Source organism: Megasphaera sueciensis (assembly GCF_050219315.1).
GTDB classification, from domain to species: Bacteria; Bacillota; Negativicutes; order Veillonellales; family Megasphaeraceae; genus Megasphaera_A; species Megasphaera_A sueciensis.
Genome location: NZ_CP116939.1, coordinates 1,252,574 through 1,270,427, shown reverse-complemented (window position 1 = coordinate 1,270,427; position 17,854 = coordinate 1,252,574). Strand labels below are relative to the sequence as shown.

Annotated in this window: 16 protein-coding genes and 1 riboswitch; of the genes, 13 read left to right on the top strand and 3 right to left on the bottom strand. The window is 40.4% G+C overall.

What is annotated here, in order from left to right:
• Positions 1–12 precede the first annotated feature (12 nt).
• Genes NXG62_RS06050 through NXG62_RS06015 form a run of 8 tightly spaced genes read left to right on the top strand, consistent with a single transcriptional unit; the run spans position 13 to position 9,030 of the window.
• The gene (locus tag NXG62_RS06050) at positions 13–1,548 is read left to right on the top strand and encodes an N-acetylneuraminate synthase family protein (RefSeq protein ID WP_427114054.1); all 1,536 of its coding nucleotides are present in this window, start codon (positions 13–15) and stop codon (positions 1,546–1,548) included.
• Positions 1,549–1,570: 22 nt separating this feature from the next.
• A complete protein-coding gene (locus NXG62_RS06045) occupies positions 1,571–2,632 on the top strand; it encodes a radical SAM/SPASM domain-containing protein (protein ID WP_427114053.1) in 1,062 nt (353 codons plus the stop codon).
• Between the two features lie 10 nt (positions 2,633–2,642).
• Positions 2,643–3,593 (top strand): NAD-dependent epimerase/dehydratase family protein, encoded by a 951-nt coding sequence (locus tag NXG62_RS06040; RefSeq protein WP_427114052.1) that lies wholly within the window; start codon positions 2,643–2,645, stop codon positions 3,591–3,593.
• Positions 3,594–3,631: 38 nt separating this feature from the next.
• Complete coding sequence (locus NXG62_RS06035) at positions 3,632–4,762, top strand: methyltransferase domain-containing protein (protein ID WP_427114051.1); 1,131 nt, start codon at positions 3,632–3,634, stop codon at positions 4,760–4,762.
• A gap of 41 nt (positions 4,763–4,803) precedes the next feature.
• A complete protein-coding gene (locus tag NXG62_RS06030; RefSeq protein WP_427114050.1) occupies positions 4,804–5,184 on the top strand; it encodes a GtrA family protein in 381 nt (126 codons plus the stop codon).
• 16 nt (positions 5,185–5,200) lie between these two features.
• Entirely contained in the window at positions 5,201–6,163 is a 963-nt protein-coding gene (locus tag NXG62_RS06025; RefSeq protein WP_427114049.1) for a glycosyltransferase family 2 protein, read from the top strand.
• The gene (locus NXG62_RS06020; RefSeq protein WP_427114048.1) at positions 6,156–8,072 is read left to right on the top strand and encodes a DUF7657 domain-containing protein; all 1,917 of its coding nucleotides are present in this window, start codon (positions 6,156–6,158) and stop codon (positions 8,070–8,072) included. The genes NXG62_RS06025 and NXG62_RS06020 overlap by 8 nt, the downstream gene beginning before the upstream one ends.
• A 16-nt stretch (positions 8,073–8,088) precedes the next feature.
• On the top strand, positions 8,089–9,030 hold the full coding sequence (locus NXG62_RS06015; RefSeq protein WP_427114047.1) for a glycosyltransferase family 2 protein: 942 nt from the start codon (positions 8,089–8,091) through the stop codon (positions 9,028–9,030).
• A 5-nt stretch (positions 9,031–9,035) separates the two neighbouring features.
• On the opposite strand, the gene NXG62_RS06010 is transcribed toward NXG62_RS06015, so the two are convergent.
• The 3 genes from NXG62_RS06010 to NXG62_RS06000 all read right to left on the bottom strand — a co-directional run bounded on the left by NXG62_RS06010 (position 9,036) and on the right by NXG62_RS06000 (position 13,696).
• Positions 9,036–10,571 carry a hypothetical protein gene (locus NXG62_RS06010; protein WP_427114046.1) on the bottom strand — a complete coding sequence of 512 codons (1,536 nt, stop codon included), beginning with the start codon at positions 10,569–10,571 and terminating at the stop codon, positions 9,036–9,038.
• A gap of 168 nt (positions 10,572–10,739) precedes the next feature.
• Complete coding sequence (locus tag NXG62_RS06005; RefSeq protein ID WP_427114248.1) at positions 10,740–11,957, bottom strand: bifunctional 3,4-dihydroxy-2-butanone-4-phosphate synthase/GTP cyclohydrolase II; 1,218 nt, start codon at positions 11,955–11,957, stop codon at positions 10,740–10,742.
• Between the two features lie 102 nt (positions 11,958–12,059).
• A riboswitch (FMN riboswitch) is annotated at positions 12,060–12,179 on the bottom strand.
• Positions 12,180–12,292: 113 nt separating this feature from the next.
• Positions 12,293–13,696, bottom strand: coding sequence for an FAD-binding oxidoreductase (locus NXG62_RS06000; protein WP_427114045.1), 1,404 nt, complete (start codon positions 13,694–13,696; stop codon positions 12,293–12,295).
• Positions 13,697–13,889: 193 nt separating this feature from the next.
• On the opposite strand from NXG62_RS06000, the gene NXG62_RS05995 reads away from it, so the two are divergent.
• The 5 genes from NXG62_RS05995 to hpt all read left to right on the top strand — a co-directional run bounded on the left by NXG62_RS05995 (position 13,890) and on the right by hpt (position 17,834).
• Positions 13,890–14,207, top strand: coding sequence for an FtsB family cell division protein (locus tag NXG62_RS05995; protein WP_427114044.1), 318 nt, complete (start codon positions 13,890–13,892; stop codon positions 14,205–14,207).
• 94 nt (positions 14,208–14,301) lie between these two features.
• Positions 14,302–14,769 (top strand): S1 domain-containing RNA-binding protein, encoded by a 468-nt coding sequence (locus NXG62_RS05990; protein WP_427114043.1) that lies wholly within the window; start codon positions 14,302–14,304, stop codon positions 14,767–14,769.
• Positions 14,770–14,877: 108 nt separating this feature from the next.
• Positions 14,878–15,762: a Ppx/GppA family phosphatase gene (locus NXG62_RS05985; protein WP_427114042.1), complete on the top strand. Its 885-nt coding sequence runs from the start codon at positions 14,878–14,880 to the stop codon at positions 15,760–15,762.
• A gap of 151 nt (positions 15,763–15,913) precedes the next feature.
• Positions 15,914–17,302 (top strand): tRNA lysidine(34) synthetase TilS, encoded by a 1,389-nt coding sequence (tilS, locus tag NXG62_RS05980; RefSeq protein WP_427114041.1) that lies wholly within the window; start codon positions 15,914–15,916, stop codon positions 17,300–17,302.
• Positions 17,295–17,834, top strand: coding sequence for a hypoxanthine phosphoribosyltransferase (gene hpt, locus NXG62_RS05975; protein ID WP_427114040.1), 540 nt, complete (start codon positions 17,295–17,297; stop codon positions 17,832–17,834). Before tilS ends, hpt begins: the two co-directional genes overlap by 8 nt.
• The last annotated feature ends 20 nt before the right edge of the window (positions 17,835–17,854 follow it).

The window sequence follows — 17,854 nt, the reverse complement described above, 5'->3', positions numbered from 1 at the left end:
GAAGTGTTTTATATGACGTTGTTTAATAAACCTTTGTTTACTTTTGAAATGGCCAATAACCATCAAGGAAGTATAGAACATGGGAAACGGATAATTCATAAATTAGGAGAGATAACAGAAAAGTATAAAGAAATTTTTGACTTTGCTGTAAAGTTTCAATATAGAGATTTAGACACATTTATTCGTCCTGATTATTTAAATCGTGATGATATAAAAAATGTCAAGCGTTTTAAAGACACTAAGTTAACACAAGAACAGTTTTTGGAACTTAAGGCAGAAGTGGAAAAGCAAGGTATGTATACTATGTGTACACCCTTTGATGAGGTGTCTGCTGAACGAGTGGGAAAACAAAATTATGATATTATCAAAGTTGCAAGTTGTTCTTTTGCAGATTGGCCACTGTTAGAAGTAATTGCAAAAACAAAATTACCTGTTATTGCATCTACCGCGGGAAGTTCTTTGGAAGATATTGATAAAGTAGTGGCTTTTTTTGAACATCGTCATATTTCCTTAGCGTTAATGCATTGTGTTGCGGAGTATCCAACAATAGAAGATAGATTAGAGATGAATCAGATTACGCTGTTAAAAGAAAGATATCCTCAGATACCTATTGGATTCTCGACGCATGAAAATCCTCTTGATATAGAACCTATAAAAATAGCAGTAGCCAAAGGTGCAGAAATTTTTGAAAAACATGTAGGTCTTCCAACGGAAAAAATTCAGTTAAATATGTATTCAGCAACACCTGAGCAGGCGGATAAATGGATTGCCGCTGCATTAAAAACGTATAAAATGTGTGGGGTTATTGGAAAACGATACATTTCTTCCGTAAAGGAACAATCTGATTTAGCCGCTTTGCAGCGTGGTGTTTTTGCTAAGAAGACGCTTCAAGTGGGAGACAATCTGGATTCCCATTCTGTTTATTTTGCCTTCCCATGTGAAAAAGGACAGCTTCTTTCTGGACAAATGTCCAAATATGCATCAATTGTTGTGACAGGTAAAATGGTTGAAAAAGGGAAACCAATTTTTTTAGATAATGTTACTATTTCAGATAGTACTAAAAAAGTACATCATATTGTTTGTGCAGTTATGCATATATTGAAAAAAAGTCATGTAGTAGTCCCCATGAACAGTAGTTGTGAAATATCGCATCATTATGGTCTGGATACATATCAACAAATAGGAGTTACCATTATTGATTGTATAAACAGGGAGTATTGTAAAAAAATATTAATTTTATTGCCGGGTCAAGAACATCCTATGCATTTGCATAAAAAGAAGGAAGAAACCTTTACTGTTTTGTATGGTGATTTAGAAGTAACTTGTGATGAAAAAACAAGTATTGTTCATCAAGGAGAATCTATGGTTGTTGAGAGAGGGATGCATCATAGTTTTAAGTCTAAAACCGGATGTGTATTTGAAGAAGTTTCTACAACACATTATCCTAATGATTCTTTTTATGAAAACGCTGAAAATTTTGTGTATCCGCGGAAAACAAAAATATATCTTACTAATGAAATGATATGCAATTTAAAAATAAATGAGTGATTGTGTGGAGGGAAAAATGTATTTGTCTATACAGGAACAAAATAAACGCAATTATTTAAAGGAAACTAAACCATATGTATATAAAAAAATTTTAAAATTTGCAGAAAAATATAACAAAGGTGAAAGTATAGCTATTATTCAATTACAGTACAATTATGCGTGTAATATGAAATGTGAACATTGTTCTATTAAACACTTTCAAAATAAAAAAAATGGACGGAAAATTATGCCAAAAGATGTGGCTTTATTAGCTAAACAAGCTGATAAAATGGGATTGGCTAGATTTGTAATTAGTGGAGGAGAACCAACCATTTTTCCAGACCTTGATGAAGTAGTAGCAGCAATTGATCCAGAAAAGTTTTATATTAATAGTGATTCAAATGGATATTTGCTGGCAGAAAAGGCAGAACATATGAAAAATATAGGAATTGATCGTATTCAACTCAGCATTGATAGTTTAAATGCTGAAGAACATGATGAATTTCGTCATATGCCTGGCGCTTTTAAACATGCGATGGATGGCATTAAGGAATGTCAGCGGATAGGATTGCCATTATATATACAAACGGTGGTGACTAAAGAACGGTTGCATTCTGATGAATTTATTGAGTTTTTAAAATATTTTAACACAATGGGTCTTAATGTATTTGTTTCGTACGCAAAACCCGTTGGAGCATGGGAAGGACATTTTGATAATTTAATTAATCGAGCAGATATGAGTTATATGTGTGAATTAGAAAAAAAGTATATGGTTTGTACACATTTAACACCTGGATATGGGTTAAATATGGGGTGTATAGGTGTTAAAGGGTTTATTTCTGTAACAGAATATGGTGATGTTCAACCTTGTCCGTATATTCATACTTCTATCGGTAATATTTTTCAAACACCGCTTAAGAATATTATACAAAACGGAATGAATATTAAATTTTTTGGAGAACATGTAGATACTTGCTTGATTGCAGAAGATTTGCCTTTTATTAAAAAATATGTAGCAAATCGCATTTATGGTAAATCAGTACCAGTTCCTTTTACAGAAGTATTTAGTGAGGAAGATGTAACAAGAAATCCATATTGGAAATAGGAGTTTGTCAATGATGCATAAAATTCATTCTGCTATTGTTACAGGTGGAACAGGTGTAACTGGAAACGCATTAATTCGTTACTTATTGAAAAATGAAGTACAGGTTACAGCACTAGTCCGCCCAAAATCTATAAGGCGGAAATATTTACCAGACGAAAATTTGCTTTTTAATATAATTTATTGTGCGATGGAAGACTATCATTCGAGTGTTCAACTGTTAAATAATAAGAGTTATGATGTGTTTTTTCATTTGGCCTGGGAGGGGTCTATGGGAAGTCATAAGATAGATAATCGCAATAATTTTAAGTTACAAAGCCAGAATATAATATATGCTATAGATGCCGTTGAACTTTGTCATGCTATTAGTTGTCCTGTATTTATTATGACAGGGTCACAAGCTGAATATGGTAGAAAAGATAATATAATTACCGAGAAAACAGAAAAAAAACCTGAAAATGGATATGGCATGGCCAAATTGTGTGCAGAAAGTATGACTCGTCTTTTATGTAAATCATATGGGATACAACATATTTGGCCAATTTTGTTTAGTGTGTATGGGCCATTTGATTCAACACAGAGCCTTGTAGATATAACTATTAAAAAACTTTTGCAAGGGGAAGAGGTTGCCTATACGTCTGGTGAACAGGAATGGGATTATTTATATTCTTATGATGCGGCTAAAGCGTTAATGCTATTAGCTCAAAAGGGCAAGGATGGAGAAACGTATAATGTGGCAAATGGAAGGACATATGCACTTCGCGATTATATAAGAGCAATTTACCATATTGTAGCTCCAGATAAAACTCCAAAATTAGGTGAGATTCCATATAATAGTCAACAGCTAATGTTTTTAAGAGCCGATATTGCTAAGTTAAAAAAAGATACAAATTTTGTACCGGACTATTCGTTTAGACAAGGGATAAATGAAATTTATGAGAGTATTTTGTTTTCAGTTAAGTGAAATATTTTAATTTATTAAGAATAGGTAGTGATATCTATATGAAATGTCGTTGTTGTGGTTTACAATTACCCGAAGTAGCTTCGATTCATTATAGTAATATGCCTAAATCTGCACAGTATTTTCCTGATGCAGAACATGTCAAAGCAGAGAGAGGTGTAAATTTAGAATTATTTCAGTGTCATTATTGTGGAATGATTCAACTAGGGGGATATCCCGTTCCATATTATCGGGATGTAATTCGAGCTTCCGGTGTTTCGAAAGAAATGCGTGAATTTAGAAAAAATTTTTTTTCAAAGTGGATAAGAAAATATAGGTTACAGGGTAAAAAAATTCTGGAGATTGGTTGTGGAGCAGGTGAGTATATAAGTATAATGCAAGAAATAGGTGCAAATGTTTATGGCATAGAACATTTGGCTAGTTCCGTGGATAAGGATATATTAAATGGATATAAGGTTTTTAATGCATTTATTGAATCGGAAGAATTTCAAATTCCCAAAGCACCATATGATGCATTTTACATTTTAAATTTTTTAGAACACATCCCTTGTCCAGGAGAATTTCTTAGAGGAATAGCCAATAATTTATCAAATGGAGCAGTTGGAATTATAGAAGTTCCCAATATGGATATGATATTAAAACGACATCTTTATTCTGAACTTATTCAAGATCATCTTTTATACTTTACAGCTGATACATTAAAATTACTTTTATCAATGAATGGATTTGAAATACTTTCTTGTTATAGTTGTTGGCATGAATATATTTTACGAGCTGAAGTAAAAAAAAGAGAAGCATTAGATTTGAAAGAATTTTATAAAAGTCAAAAATATATTCAAAATGATGTAGATAAATTTTTAGATTTAATGAAATCACAAAATATTAGCGTTGCGATATGGGGTGCAGGACATCAGTCATTAGCGAATCTCTCCATATTGAATATAAAAAAATATGTGTGTTGTGTAATTGATTCGGCAGAATTTAAACAAAATAGATATACACCTGCAACTCATATTCCTGTTGTCTCACCAGATATTTTAGAAAAAGGAAAAATTGGAGCAGTGTTAATTATGGCTGCAGGATATTCTAATGAAATAAATGAAATTATAAAAAGAAAATATCCTGAAATTATTTCAGTAACATTAGGTGTAAATGGCATCGAAAAGAATTGATAAGGAGAAAGCAAGTATTCAAAAAGGTAGTCATTATGTATATGGAAAAAAAAAATTTTTTTATACAATTTATGAAATTTGGACTAGTAGGTATCTCTAATACTATTATTGCTTTAATAACGTATTATTTATTATTATTTATTGGAGTCCATTATTTAATTGCCAATTTTGTTTCTTGGATAATTAGTGTTTTTAATGCTTTCTTTTGGAATAACCGTTATGTGTTTAAAAATACTGGAACATGGAAGACTACTTTAATTAAAACTTATTTTTCTTATGGGTTATCTTTTCTTTTGGGAACATCATTATTAATGATTATTGTTGAATGGTTTGAATTTTCTGCTTTTATAGCACCACTTTTGATATTATTTATAACCGTTCCATTGAATTTTTTTATGAATAAATTTTGGGCTTTTAAATAACTTATGGAGTGAAAATATGAAAAAAATTAGTATATTAATTCCTTGCTTTAATGAAGTTGATAATGTTGTTCCTCTAAGTGAAGCAATAATTTATGAATTCAAAGAAAACTTATATCAATATAATTATGAGATAATATTTATAGATAATTTCTCTACAGATGGAACAAGAAATAAATTAGAACTTTTATGCAAACAGACTAAAAGAATAAAAGCTATATTCAACGTTAAAAATTTTGGACAAGCTAACTCACCTTATTATGGATTGTGCCAAACCACAGGAGATTGTTCGATTATAATGTGTGCAGATTTTCAAGATCCCGTAGAAATGATTCCTCAATTTGTAAAAGAATGGGAAAAAGGATTTAAAATCGTTATCGGCATTAAAGTGAACAGCAAGGAAAATCCTTTTGTCTATGCTCTGCGGTCTTGTTATTATAAAGCGATCAAGAAAATGGCATCTGTTGAACAAATAGAACATTTTACCGGATTTGGCCTGTATGATAAAAGTTTTATTGATGTCATGCGGGAACTCGATGATCCGCTGCCGTATTTTCGGGGGATCGTTGCCGAACTGGGACCGGAACGTAAAGAAATACCGTATGTACAACCAAAACGAAGGAACGGCAAGACGCATAATAATCTGTATACTTTATATGATTTTGCTATGTTAGGTTTTACTTCCTATACTAAAATAGGATTACGCATCGCTACTATTGCCGGTTTTTTATTTTCTGCCATGACGATGATGATTGCGCTGTTATATTTAATAGCTAAATTGATTTGGTGGGATGCATTTCCTTTCGGGATGGCACCGCTTTTGATCGGTATCTTTTTTATTGGTTCCGTTCAAATTTTCTTTATTGGGCTTTTAGGAGAATATATTCTCAATATCAATGCCCGCATATTGCACCGGCCGTTAGTCGTTGAAGAAAAAAGACTGAATTTTGATGAAAATACACAGGAAAAGTATAATGTATAAAATATTTTCGCATCGCTGGACCATCGGAATTATAGTATGGATCCTATTAGTTATTTTTCAAATACATGGATCCTCCATAGGGTTTTATGCACATATATTGCAAGCACCGGACTTGGATACGGCACTTATAGGTACGAATCACTCCTTTCAGCTGGATGAATGGGCGGTCTTCACGCCGCTTGCTTTTTCGCAGTATTTTGATGGATTTTCTTATTTCAGTCATGTATCCAGAGCGGCTGTTACGGATGTTGCCTTGGTTTACGGGCAGCCCTGTTGGGATATGATAACGGTGTTCCGTCCTTTTTTATGGGGCTATTTGTTTTTGCCTGCCGGTAATGGATTGTCCTTTTTTTGGACGGGACGACTTATTTTTCTTTTTCTTATTTCCTATGAATTCGGCATGCTTTTTTTTCAGCAAGATAAGAAAATATCTTTGAGTTATGCGCTGTTAACAGCGTTTTCCCCTATGGTACAATGGTGGTTTAGTATCAACGGTTTTGTAGAGACGCTCCTTTGGGGACAGCTGGGAGTGCTTGCGGTTAATGGCTATATCCATACTTCTCTTTATAAAAAAAGGATTTTATATATGTTGGGGTTGGCATATGTCATGGTGGCGTATGCCGTATCTTTTTATCCGGCTTGGCAGGTTTCTTTTGCGTATGTATTCTTACTCATGGCAGGCTGGATTATTTATAAAAATCGCAAAAATACGTATAGGACATATAAAGATATTTTTTTGGGAATTATTCTTATCTGTCTTACTGCTCTTCCGATAGTACATGTCCTTTTTAAATCCTGGGATACGATTCTAGCTTTTGCCAATTCTATCTATCCGGGACAGCGCCGGGATTTGGGCGGCGGTTTTTCCTTTGACTGGCTGTTTCATTATATATTGTTGTATATGGCGCCGTTTGGTTGGGATATGGGCTATGCGCCGACTGGCGCCGCAACGTTTATTAGTTTCGCCCCGATGGGGATTATGCTGGCTGGCTGGAATTATTGTAAAACGCATTTTCGGGATAGTCTTACCGGTACACTGATTATATTGCTCGTTGTGTATATCACTCACTTTTTATATCCGTGGCCCAACTTTCTGGCGCGTGTAACCTTGCTTGCTTTTTCGCCTGCGGCGAGGATGATACCTGCTATAGATTTTTTGCAAGTACTCATTTTGCTGCGGGTATTGTCTTTCCGGCCAATTGCTTGCAGCAAAAAGACGACGGCTTGCATGACGGTGCTTTTTACAGGGTTTGAGCTATGGATGGTATTGCCGGTCATTAAACCGGAACATGCTGCTTTATGGATTATAGTCGTATCTATGTTTTCTGTTTGTGCGGCGTTGTATATACTGCGGTTGCGGCATGGATTGGTGTTGTTCATTGTTTTGACCGCATTTGTATCCGGTATGGCCGTGAATCCAGTGGCACGGGGCGTACAAAGTGTATATGGCACGCACTTGGCACGAGAAATCACGGAGATCGCAGCACAGGATAAAGGATATTGGATTGTTGATAATGGGGATACATGGAATACAGAGCATATTAACTATATGAATAGTTATCCTATCATGTTTGGAGCACCTACCATTAACAGTGTTAATTTATATGTGTATTGGCCGCGTTGGGAACCGTTCGGGCTTACAGAAAAGGAACGCAGCATACTGAACCGGTACGCACATATGAATATCACGCTGGATAATACAAAACCGACAAAATTTCAAAATCCGAAAGGAAACTCTATTATTGCGGATATTGTCAATATTAGATTAAATATCGGCGATTTAAAAAAATTAAATGTATCGTATGTATTAAGCAACCGCGATTTAAGCGTAATGCATAATGATACGGTCGTCTTAGTACCCCTGGATGCAGCCAATGGGTATACGGTATATCATGTTGAATATAAGTAAAATAGAGGGAACGCATATGGATAAAATAGCAGTGTTAATACCGTGTTACAATGAAGGCCAGACAATAGAAAAAGTAGTGCACGATTATCAGAGAGTATTGCCGCAAGCGGTTATTTATGTCTATGATAATAACTCGGCGGATAATACGGCTGCGATTGCGCGGGCGGCCGGTGCGATAGTCCGTGAAGAATCTCGTCAGGGAAAAGGAAATGTAGTCCGGGCTATGTTTAGAGAGATAGAGGCAGATTGCTATCTGATCGTAGATGGAGATGATACCTATCCAGCAGAAAGTGCAGGGGAAATGTGCAAACTGGTGCTGCGGAATAAGGCGGATATGGTAATCGGTGATCGCTTGTCTTTGACGTACTTTAAAGAAAATAAGCGGCCTTTTCACGGGGTCGGCAATATGTTAGTCCGTAAATGCATCAATATGTTTTGGGGAAAACGCTGTCATATAGAAGATGGCATGACGGGATTCCGTGCGTTTAGCCCTTTGTTTGTAAAAAGTTTTCCCATTCTTTCTCACGGTTTTGAAATTGAGACAGAAATGACGGTACATGCCTTGGATAAGAATTTACGTATTTGCAGTGTGCCTGTCTCTTATCGGGATAGACCGGAAGGCAGTTATAGCAAGCTGAATACTTTTTCCGATGGATGTAAAGTAATGGGAACTATATTTAACTTGTATCGTGATTATAAGCCTCTGAAGTTCTTTGGATATGCAGCTTGTTTGATGTTTTTTATATCTATAATCTTGTTTATTCCTGTGTTTATTGAATACATAGAAACGGGATTAGTACCGCGTATGCCGACATTAGTTGTCAGTGTTGTTCTTATGCTGGCGGCGTTTTTGTCTGTTGTTTGCGGTCTTATTTTGGATACAAACGCAAAAAATAACCGCAAGAACTTTGAAGTCCAGATGAATATTATCCGGATGCTCTTGCGGCAGCAGCGCTGATTCAATTATTTGGCGATATAGCGGTAGAATGGCTTGTCTTTATAGTATGGATTCATGAAGTTTCCATATGTACGGATAACACTGTCTCTGGGTTTATCGCTTAAGGTATCTTCTAACTTCGGTACATTGACATATACAAAATAAGTACCGGCAGTATAACACTTGATACATTGAGACGTTAATTGCAGAAACGGTGTTGTCACAGCAATGAACAGGACGACCATTGTGATGACAAAATGGCGGCTTCTATCGTGCTCCCGGAATAACCGCAGGATTTCCTGCATAAGAAAAACCATAATTATATAAAAACCGGGAATAGAAGCATTCCAGCAAAAATCTAATGAGCGTCCGATTTTGAAAAAAGGAATAATCATCAATGTAAGAATTACAGAACCCAACAATACAGAGTCTTTTGTATGCGAACGGCATAAATCTGCGAAAATAATAAAGTAGAACATATAGTATAAACCTAATATCGTAATTCGTATGATCGTGTAATCGGCTAAGGGGGCTGACCACAAGCTGTTGGTTTGATCCAAAGACGTATTTGCTGTAAAGTAGAGGGAAAAAACAGGTAAAACGGCAACAACGGCAAGAATATTTGCCGGACTGATGAGTTCTTTAAAAAAAGAGTGCGACTGATGCGATTGGAATGCAGAGAGACCTTGTCTGACGATGTCAATCCCTGCCAGCAGGCACAAACCGACAGCTCCGAAAGGAGAGTACGGCAGGAGCAATGCGATAAATAATGCATAGGATGCTGGCTGGCGATATTTTAAAAACAGTACGGTGCATAAGACAATGGGAATCAGCTGGTTATAAATATTGGATAACCCGTCAAACGTGGAGCGGATCATGTACCCCATAGTATACCCGTTTTGCGTAATGGCGGTAAACTGCCAGGCGTGCCAGCCCCAATCAGCGTCTATATAAAAAGGCATAATACCGGTGGCAGATACGATAATCATTCCGATGGTACTTAATCCACTCCAGAATAGAAATATAAGGGTAATGTAGATATAGTATTTTTTTTCTGCCTTTAAGAAATTCCACAAGAGAGAAAGAAAAATCCGCAGGCCTATATATGTCCATAAAAACAGGATAATGTTTGCCAGGAGCGTATGTGATCCAAATACATACGTAATACCGGCCGGAGCAAGCCAATATGTCAGATAATATATCAAGGCGCTTTGCGAATATTCATATAGAACAGGCCAGGATTGCTGTATCAAATCATAATACATGGCGTTCCGCCAGGGAATATCATAGCCGGAACCGCCGATAAACATGCCGTGGCCGGTCAAAAGGAGAAATAGAAATAAGAGGATAGAAGCGATAAGACTTTCTTTTGACCATGAAATAGAAGAATCTGCCGTTTTTTCTTTTGGGATAGAGTGAAGAAATCGATAGGAAGCATATACTAAAAGAATCGCTGCAGGTACTCCATAATACCAGTGAAGCCAAGTCATAAAAAATATAACGATGGAAATAAGCAGGTAGGTAATGGCAGCTGTTGTCATATACGGCCGCAGATTTATCAATAAAAACACCTCTTTTTAGCAAGTCGTTACCTGCATTATATAAATATTTGTTTTTCCATGTCAAATTAAACGGTGCATATTCATATGAGAATTGCATATATGTATTTTTGAGTAACAAGAAAAAAACGACGTAACTGATTTTTCGTTGCGTCGTTTTTTCCGTGGCTGTTAATCAATATTATTCAAAAGATGGCCCATTTTATTTTTCTTTGTTTCCAAGTAGAATTCATCGTGTTCCTGGGCGGCGATTTCAATGGGAACCCGTTCTGTAATTTCAACGCCAAAGCCTTCGAGACCGTATATTTTTTCGGGGTTATTGGTAAGGAGACGCAGTTCTCTGGCACCAATGTCTTGGAGAATTTGTGCGCCGATCCAGTATTCGCGCAGATCTGGTGCAAATCCCAGTTTTTCATTTGCTTCAACGGTATCATAGCCTTGTTCTTGCAGCGCATAGGCTTTCAATTTGTTAATGAGTCCGATGCCCCGTCCTTCCTGACGCATATAGAGGAGGATGCCGCGGCCTTCTCTGTTGATCTGCTTTAATGCGGCAGCTAGCTGCTGGCCGCAGTCGCAGCGCAGCGAACCAAAGACGTCACCGGTCAGGCATTCGGAATGGACACGGCAGAGTAAATTCTTGCCGTCGCCGATATCGCCTTTTACAAGAGCTACATGGTGTTCCCCCGTGAGGTCGTTAATATACCCGTAGATTTTAAAATCGCCGAATTTCGTCGGCATCTGAGCGAGGGCTTCACGGACGACGTGTTTATCATGGCGGCGGCAGTAGTTCTGCAGATCATGAATAGTAACAAATTTCAAGTTGTACTTATCGGCGACTTCCCATAATTGCGGGGTGCGCATCATGGTGCCGTCGGCTGCCATCACTTCACAGCATAGGCCGACTTGTTTAAGACCGGCAAGACGAAGAAAATCGACAGTGGCTTCCGTATGACCATTGCGAGTTAGTACGCCGCCTCTGCGGGCGGTGAGGGGAAACATGTGTCCCGGACGCCGGAAGTCTTCGGCAGATACGTCGTCTTCGACTGTCTTGCGGGCCGTTAAGGCACGTTCGACAGCGGAAATACCGGTCGTTGTTGTTTTGTAGTCAATGGATACCGTAAAAGCGGTACAGTGGTTATCTGTATTTTCACTGACCATTTGCGGTAATCCCAGCTTATGAGCATAATCCATGCTCATCGGCATGCAGATCAAGCCTTTGGCTACGGTGGCCATAAAATTTAAATTTTCCGTGCTGCAATATTGAGCGGCGCAGATTAAGTCCCCTTCATTTTCTCGATCGGGATCATCCGTTACCAAAATAACATGACCGGCTTGCAGCTCTTCGATAGCTTCTTCTACTGTGTTATACTGTCTTTTTGCATTTTTCATTACGAAATACCTCCTATACAATAAAACCCTGACAACTGCGGTGCAGTATCAGGGCTTTGGATTTCACAGGCAATAATGCCGTCAATGCGGCTGCCTAAAAAACGGTATCTTCTTTCATCCAGACTGTACTGTCGGTTTTGGACTTGCACCAAATCAACACGCTGTAACGCGTTCGCGGACTTTACCGCCGATCGGGAATTTCACCCTGCCCTGAAGATATACTATGCAATTATGTTACGCTCTCTATTATAAAGGGTAACTGCAGAAAATGCAATAGGGGGATCTATGTGAAACGATGTGTGCGGCAGCTCTTTCACCGAAGAGACCGGCCGCTTTTATTCTACATCAAAAATTTTGCCGGGATTTAATATAGTATTGGGATCCAGTGCTTTTTTTATGGCTTTCATCCATGCCAGTTCGTTAGGATCTGTGAATTCTTCCATCAGATGCTTGCGTTTATAGCCGATACCGTGCTCACCGGACAGGCGGCCGCCAAGCGCATAAATCGTCTTGTATAATTCCTGCTGCATAGCTTTTATGTTTTTGTCCCAGGTTTCATAGTTGAGATCTTTGTTTTTTATGATGTTCAGATGAACATTTCCGTCACCGGCGTGACTGGCAATACGAGTAATGAGATTGTATTTTTTGGCCAGCAGGAGAATTTCATGCAGCAGCTGCGGTTCTTTATCAACAGGGACAACAACATCTTCTTTGCAGACGATGAGACTTTCGGCACGCACCGCTTCGGCAAATGACTTGCGTGCCCGCCAGATTTTTTCGGAATCAGCGACGAGGACGGAAGAGGAACCGCTTTCCGTGCAGATTTCATCTAAGGCGACCGCTTTATCATCCAAATCATTTTCATTGATGCCTTCGACTTGAATAATAAGGTAATTGCCATTTTCACTGCCTTGCAGTTTTTCGTTTAAATAGCGTTCTATGGATTGGATGGTAATGTTGTCCATGAATTCCACGCACGTTGGCATAATACCGGCTTTGATGATTTTGTTGACGACCCCGATCGCGGCGTCCACCGTATGGAATATGGCGAGCAGATCGAGGGTAAATTGCGGCTTGGGCAGCAGTTTTACCGTAGCTTTAGTGATGATGCCCAGTGTGCCTTCGGAGCCGATGACCAGTTGATCCAGGCAGTATCCGGTAGATTGTTTCTGCAGCCGGGCCCCGAGAGTCATGATCTTTCCCGTAGGAGAGACGATTTCGATGGCATACACTTGATGTCGGGTCGTACCGTATTTGACGGCGCGGTTGCCGCCGGCATTGGTCGCGATATTGCCGCCGATAAAACAGGAATCCCCGCTGCAGGGATCACCGGCATAAAATAACCCCTTTGCTTCTGCGGCTGCCTGCAGATCAGCGGTGCGGACGCCGGGTTCAACGACAGCATATAAGGCATCTTCGTTGATTTCCAGAATTTTATTCATTTTTGCCAGGGAAAGGACTAAGCCGCCGTAGATAGGAACGGCTCCACAAGCAAGACCGGTACCCGCCCCTCTGGGTACGACCGGAAAGTGGTGCTCGTTTGCCAGTTTGACCAAATCAGCTGCTTGTTGAGCCGATTCGACATATGCCACGACCTCGGGCATGTGGTGATATGCCGGGTCTGTCACTTCGTCATGGGAATATGGCTGAATTGTATTAGTATCGGTAATAACGTTTTTTTCTCCGACAATAGATTTGATGTTGCCGAGTGTTTCCTGGCTGATTTTTTTATATTTCATGAAGCAATGCCCCCCTTAAGTATCGTTTCTATTATTATAAGAAAGGTTTATCCATTTTAAAAGGGGAAATTTCAAAATAATAACAAGAATATGAGGGGCAAAACATGACAAGAGATAAAAAAAGCTTTAATTTAAAGCATTTTCAAGGTATACTATATAATAAAGACATGGTAGGAAGGGGCTGAAAACGATCGTGAGACCGGAAGCACAGCAGAGGGCAGTCAGAAGACCGAGACGGCGACGCAAAAAAAAGTCTTCCCTGAGTCTGTATAAGCTTGTTGTTATTGTGATTCTCATTTTCGGCGGCCTGTTCATTAGTCTTAAAATGTATCAATTGTGGAAAATCCATCAGGACATGGAAATTACAGTACAGCAGGAGGAACGATTGATAGAGGAACATCAAAAACTGCAGCAGGAAAAGCAAAATTTAGATGATCCTGATGAGATAAGCAAACGGGCAAGGGAGCAATTTGGTCTTGTAAAACCGGGTGAAATTCCTTATAAGCGATAACATTTTATAAATTACGGATTGAAATTTTCCGTTTTTATGATTATAATGTGGATAAATGCTTTTATTTATATTAAGAGGAGGATAATTAATTAGCATGACAATCGAAGTAGGTAGTGTACTGGAAGGTACCGTTACAGGAATTACAAAATTTGGGGCTTTTGTTGAGCTTCCTGACAAGAAGGTCGGCTTGGTCCATATTTCGGAAGTAGCCAATGAATATGTAAAGGACGTACATGATTTCCTGAAGGTACAGGATAAGGTTAACGTCAAAGTGTTATCGATTGACGATAAAGGTAAAATCGGGTTGTCCATTAAACAGACACAACCTGCTCCAGAAAAAAAAGAATTCAAACCTAAAAACGACTTCCGGTCGAAAAGTGAATTTAGACCGAAAAATGATTTCCGCCGAAACGCGGGCTTTGACAGCCATCGTCCGCCGGTACATTTGTCCTTTGAAGACCGTCTAAGCAAATTTCTCAAGGATAGCGATGAAAGATTGACGGATCTGAAACGGAACACAGAATCAAAACGCGGCGGTCGTGGTGCCAGACATGCTGATTAATATCGTATTCTGGGAATCAAAATGAATGCAGAGAGTATTCCTACGGGAGTACTCTTTTTGTGTTGGAGATAGAAAAAGACCGGGTACGGTCCAGTCCGGAGGTGTTTTATGCAGCAATATACACAGGCCGTCATCGATATCGGGTCCCACTCGCTGCGGTTGATGAAAGGCTTTTGTGACGCAGCGGGAAGGTGGCATTTCAGCCCTAAGGAATTAGCGACGACACAACTGGGAAGAGAAATAGATAAGACCGGAGCATTATCTCCGCAAGGGGTACAAGCATCACTGGCGGCCATGAGCCGCTGGCAGGAAACGTTGCCGGATATACCCGTTTTGGCCGTTGCCACCAGTGCTGTCCGGGAAGCGGCAGATGGGGCTGCCTTTATGGAGACCATAGGTAGACAGTTCCATTGGAAGCATCGTATTATTTCCGGGAAAGAAGAAGCCGCTTTGAGTTTCAGCGGAGCGGTTTCTATCACGGATCAGGGAAGATATGACGGAGTGCTGGATATCGGCGGCGGCAGTTCGGAGACGGCGCTGGGCAGGAACCATGCCGTAGTATGGTCGCACAGCTATCCGCTGGGAGCTGTGCGGCTTTCTTCGCCGGATGGCCGTTTCCGCACCGGCGAAGCGGAACAGATATATAAGCGGTGCGAAGCGGCCTTTCTTCCCCTGCCTTACACACCGGAAGTATGGATCGGCGTAGGCGGGACCCTTACGTCGCTGGCGGCCATGGAACTCTCGCTGGAACCATATGACCCGCAGCAGGTCGATGGCTATATCGTGACAGCGGATGCACTGCGCTGCCGCATAGCACAGCTTTCAGATATGACAGCCGAGGAACGAAGGCATATACCCGGATTGCAGCCTAAGCGGGCCGATGTCATTCTGGCCGGACTGCTTATAGCCGATGCCTTCATGCGTCATTATGATGTCTCGGCAATTCAAATCAGTGAACATGACTTGTTGGAAGGCGTATTTTATGCCCTATGAAATCCGGCTTATTTGCTGCAGAAGATAGGAAATGAAGACCATCCGGTACAGAACGGCTCTTTTCAGGTGTTTCCGGATTATGTATAATTGTATTAGGTTCGCTAAGCTGAATACTATATAAATAAGGCGGAAAAATAGGCAGGGATCAGGTATGCTGGAGATAGTAGAAGCATTTTGCTTAAAACATAATTTATTTGCACCCGGAGATACGCTTGTCGTCGCGTGTTCAGGCGGACCGGATTCACTGGCGCTGCTGGATGTGCTGGCTCGGCTGAAGGATGCGTATGCTTTGAAATTGGTCGTTTGCTATGTTCATCACGGCATACGCAAGGCCGCAGACCGTGAAGTTGGGTTTGTCCGCCGCGCAGCGCAGGACAGGGACTGTTTATTTGTCACTGCGCGGGTCGATGTTCCGGCTTTGGCAGCGGCACGGCACGAATCGGAAGAAACGACGGGCAGGATAGAACGATATCGTATTCTGCGCCGGACGGCGGCGGAGCATCATGCGGCAGGGATTGCCGTGGCACACCACCAGAACGATCAGGCCGAAACGGTACTGCAGCATTTGCTGCGCGGCAGCGGACTGACCGGGTTAACCGGGATGCGGCCCAAGAGCGGAGATATTATTCGCCCGTTTCTGGCGGTTACGCGAAACGATATCGAAACGTATATTGCCGGTCGAGGACTGGTTCCCTGCGATGACGAAACAAATCATTGGGATATATATATGCGAAATCGCATACGGCGGCGGCTTTTGCCCGAACTGATGCAGTATAACCCGAATATCGTCAGTGATTTGAACCGCCTGGCAGATATTGCGCAGGGCGAAGACGCATATATGGAAAAGGAAACAGAGACGGCATATGCCGCATGGGTGTGTCAGGATACTCCGGGGTGCCATATTGCTAAAAAAAAGCTGACATCCTTGCCGGTGGCCTTGCAGCGGCGTCTAGTACGAAAAATGTTTCAGCAGATTTCCGGACAAGCCGGCAATATTCCGTTCCATTATACGGAACAGCTGCGGATGATGGCTTCTCAGTATACGGGACGGCAGTTCCGGTGCCGGACGATATGGGCCTATACGACGTATGACAATTTGCATATGATTCCGGCAGGTACTGCGATTCCGGTGATTCCCGATGTCCGGCGCCAAGATGATACCATTGTACCGCTGGACGGACCGGGAACCTATCGATTAGGGCCGTATACTGTTACCGTTACGCTTTCACGGAAACGGCCGCAGGAGAAGGATTTGCGGGTATGTGTGCTTGATTATAATAGACATTCTGCTTTTTATGTATTGCGTTATCGTCGTCCCGGTGATAAAATTCGACTTGGACCACATAACGGCAAAACGTTGAAAAAGTATTTTATTGATAAAAAGATACCTCTGTCGCAGCGGGACAGTATCCCGCTGATAGCACATAATGAGAATATTTTTTGGATATTCGGACAGGCAGCGGCATTTGAAGCTTCGGTACAAACGGAGACAACATTCTATATGATAGGCACTATTACAGGAGGAGATTTGCATGCATAGCGATTTACAAAAAATTCTTTTTACGGAAGAACAAATCAAACAGCGGGTACGAGAAATGGGAGCGCAGATTACCAAGGATTATGCGAATGAAGAAATCGTACTGGTCGGTGTCCTGAAAGGTGCCGTTACTTTTTTTACGGATTTGGCGAGAATCATTGATCGTCCCGTGGCCTTTGATTTTATCAGCTGTTCGAGTTATGGATCGGGTGCGACTTCTTCCGGCCAGGTGGCAATAAAAAAAGATCTCGATAAATCAGTGGAAGGCAAAAACGTATTGCTTGTCGAAGATATTATAGACACCGGCATCACGCTCAGCTGGCTGCTGCCGCTTCTGAGAGCCCGCAAAGCGAAATCCGTCAAGCTTGCGACGCTGCTGAGCAAGCCATCGCGGCGTAAGGTGGATGTACCTGTTGACTATAATGGGTTTGAAATTCCCGATGCCTTTGTAGTAGGGTATGGACTGGATTATGACGGACGGTACCGTAATCTTCCGTACATCGGAGTTTTGAAACCTGAAATATATTCTAAATAAAAATCATTGTTGGTTTCATT

Bases quoted from the DNA above. Each gene is read 5' to 3' on its own strand.
- NXG62_RS05985 (WP_427114042.1), top strand. From the start codon at position 14,878: ATGCAGCAATATACACAGGCCGTCATCGATATCGGGTCCCACTCGCTG.
- NXG62_RS06015 (WP_427114047.1), top strand. From the start codon at position 8,089: ATGGATAAAATAGCAGTGTTAATACCGTGTTACAATGAAGGCCAGACA.
- NXG62_RS06000 (WP_427114045.1), bottom strand. From the start codon at position 13,696: ATGAAATATAAAAAAATCAGCCAGGAAACACTCGGCAACATCAAATCT.
- NXG62_RS06005 (WP_427114248.1), bottom strand. From the start codon at position 11,957: ATGAAAAATGCAAAAAGACAGTATAACACAGTAGAAGAAGCTATCGAA.
- NXG62_RS06050 (WP_427114054.1), top strand. From the start codon at position 13: ATGACGTTGTTTAATAAACCTTTGTTTACTTTTGAAATGGCCAATAAC.
- NXG62_RS06030 (WP_427114050.1), top strand. From the start codon at position 4,804: ATGGAAAAAAAAAATTTTTTTATACAATTTATGAAATTTGGACTAGTA.
- hpt (WP_427114040.1), top strand. From the start codon at position 17,295: ATGCATAGCGATTTACAAAAAATTCTTTTTACGGAAGAACAAATCAAA.
- NXG62_RS06035 (WP_427114051.1), top strand. From the start codon at position 3,632: ATGAAATGTCGTTGTTGTGGTTTACAATTACCCGAAGTAGCTTCGATT.
- NXG62_RS06025 (WP_427114049.1), top strand. From the start codon at position 5,201: ATGAAAAAAATTAGTATATTAATTCCTTGCTTTAATGAAGTTGATAAT.
- NXG62_RS06020 (WP_427114048.1), top strand. From the start codon at position 6,156: ATGTATAAAATATTTTCGCATCGCTGGACCATCGGAATTATAGTATGG.
- tilS (WP_427114041.1), top strand. From the start codon at position 15,914: ATGCTGGAGATAGTAGAAGCATTTTGCTTAAAACATAATTTATTTGCA.
- NXG62_RS05990 (WP_427114043.1), top strand. From the start codon at position 14,302: ATGACAATCGAAGTAGGTAGTGTACTGGAAGGTACCGTTACAGGAATT.
- NXG62_RS06040 (WP_427114052.1), top strand. From the start codon at position 2,643: ATGATGCATAAAATTCATTCTGCTATTGTTACAGGTGGAACAGGTGTA.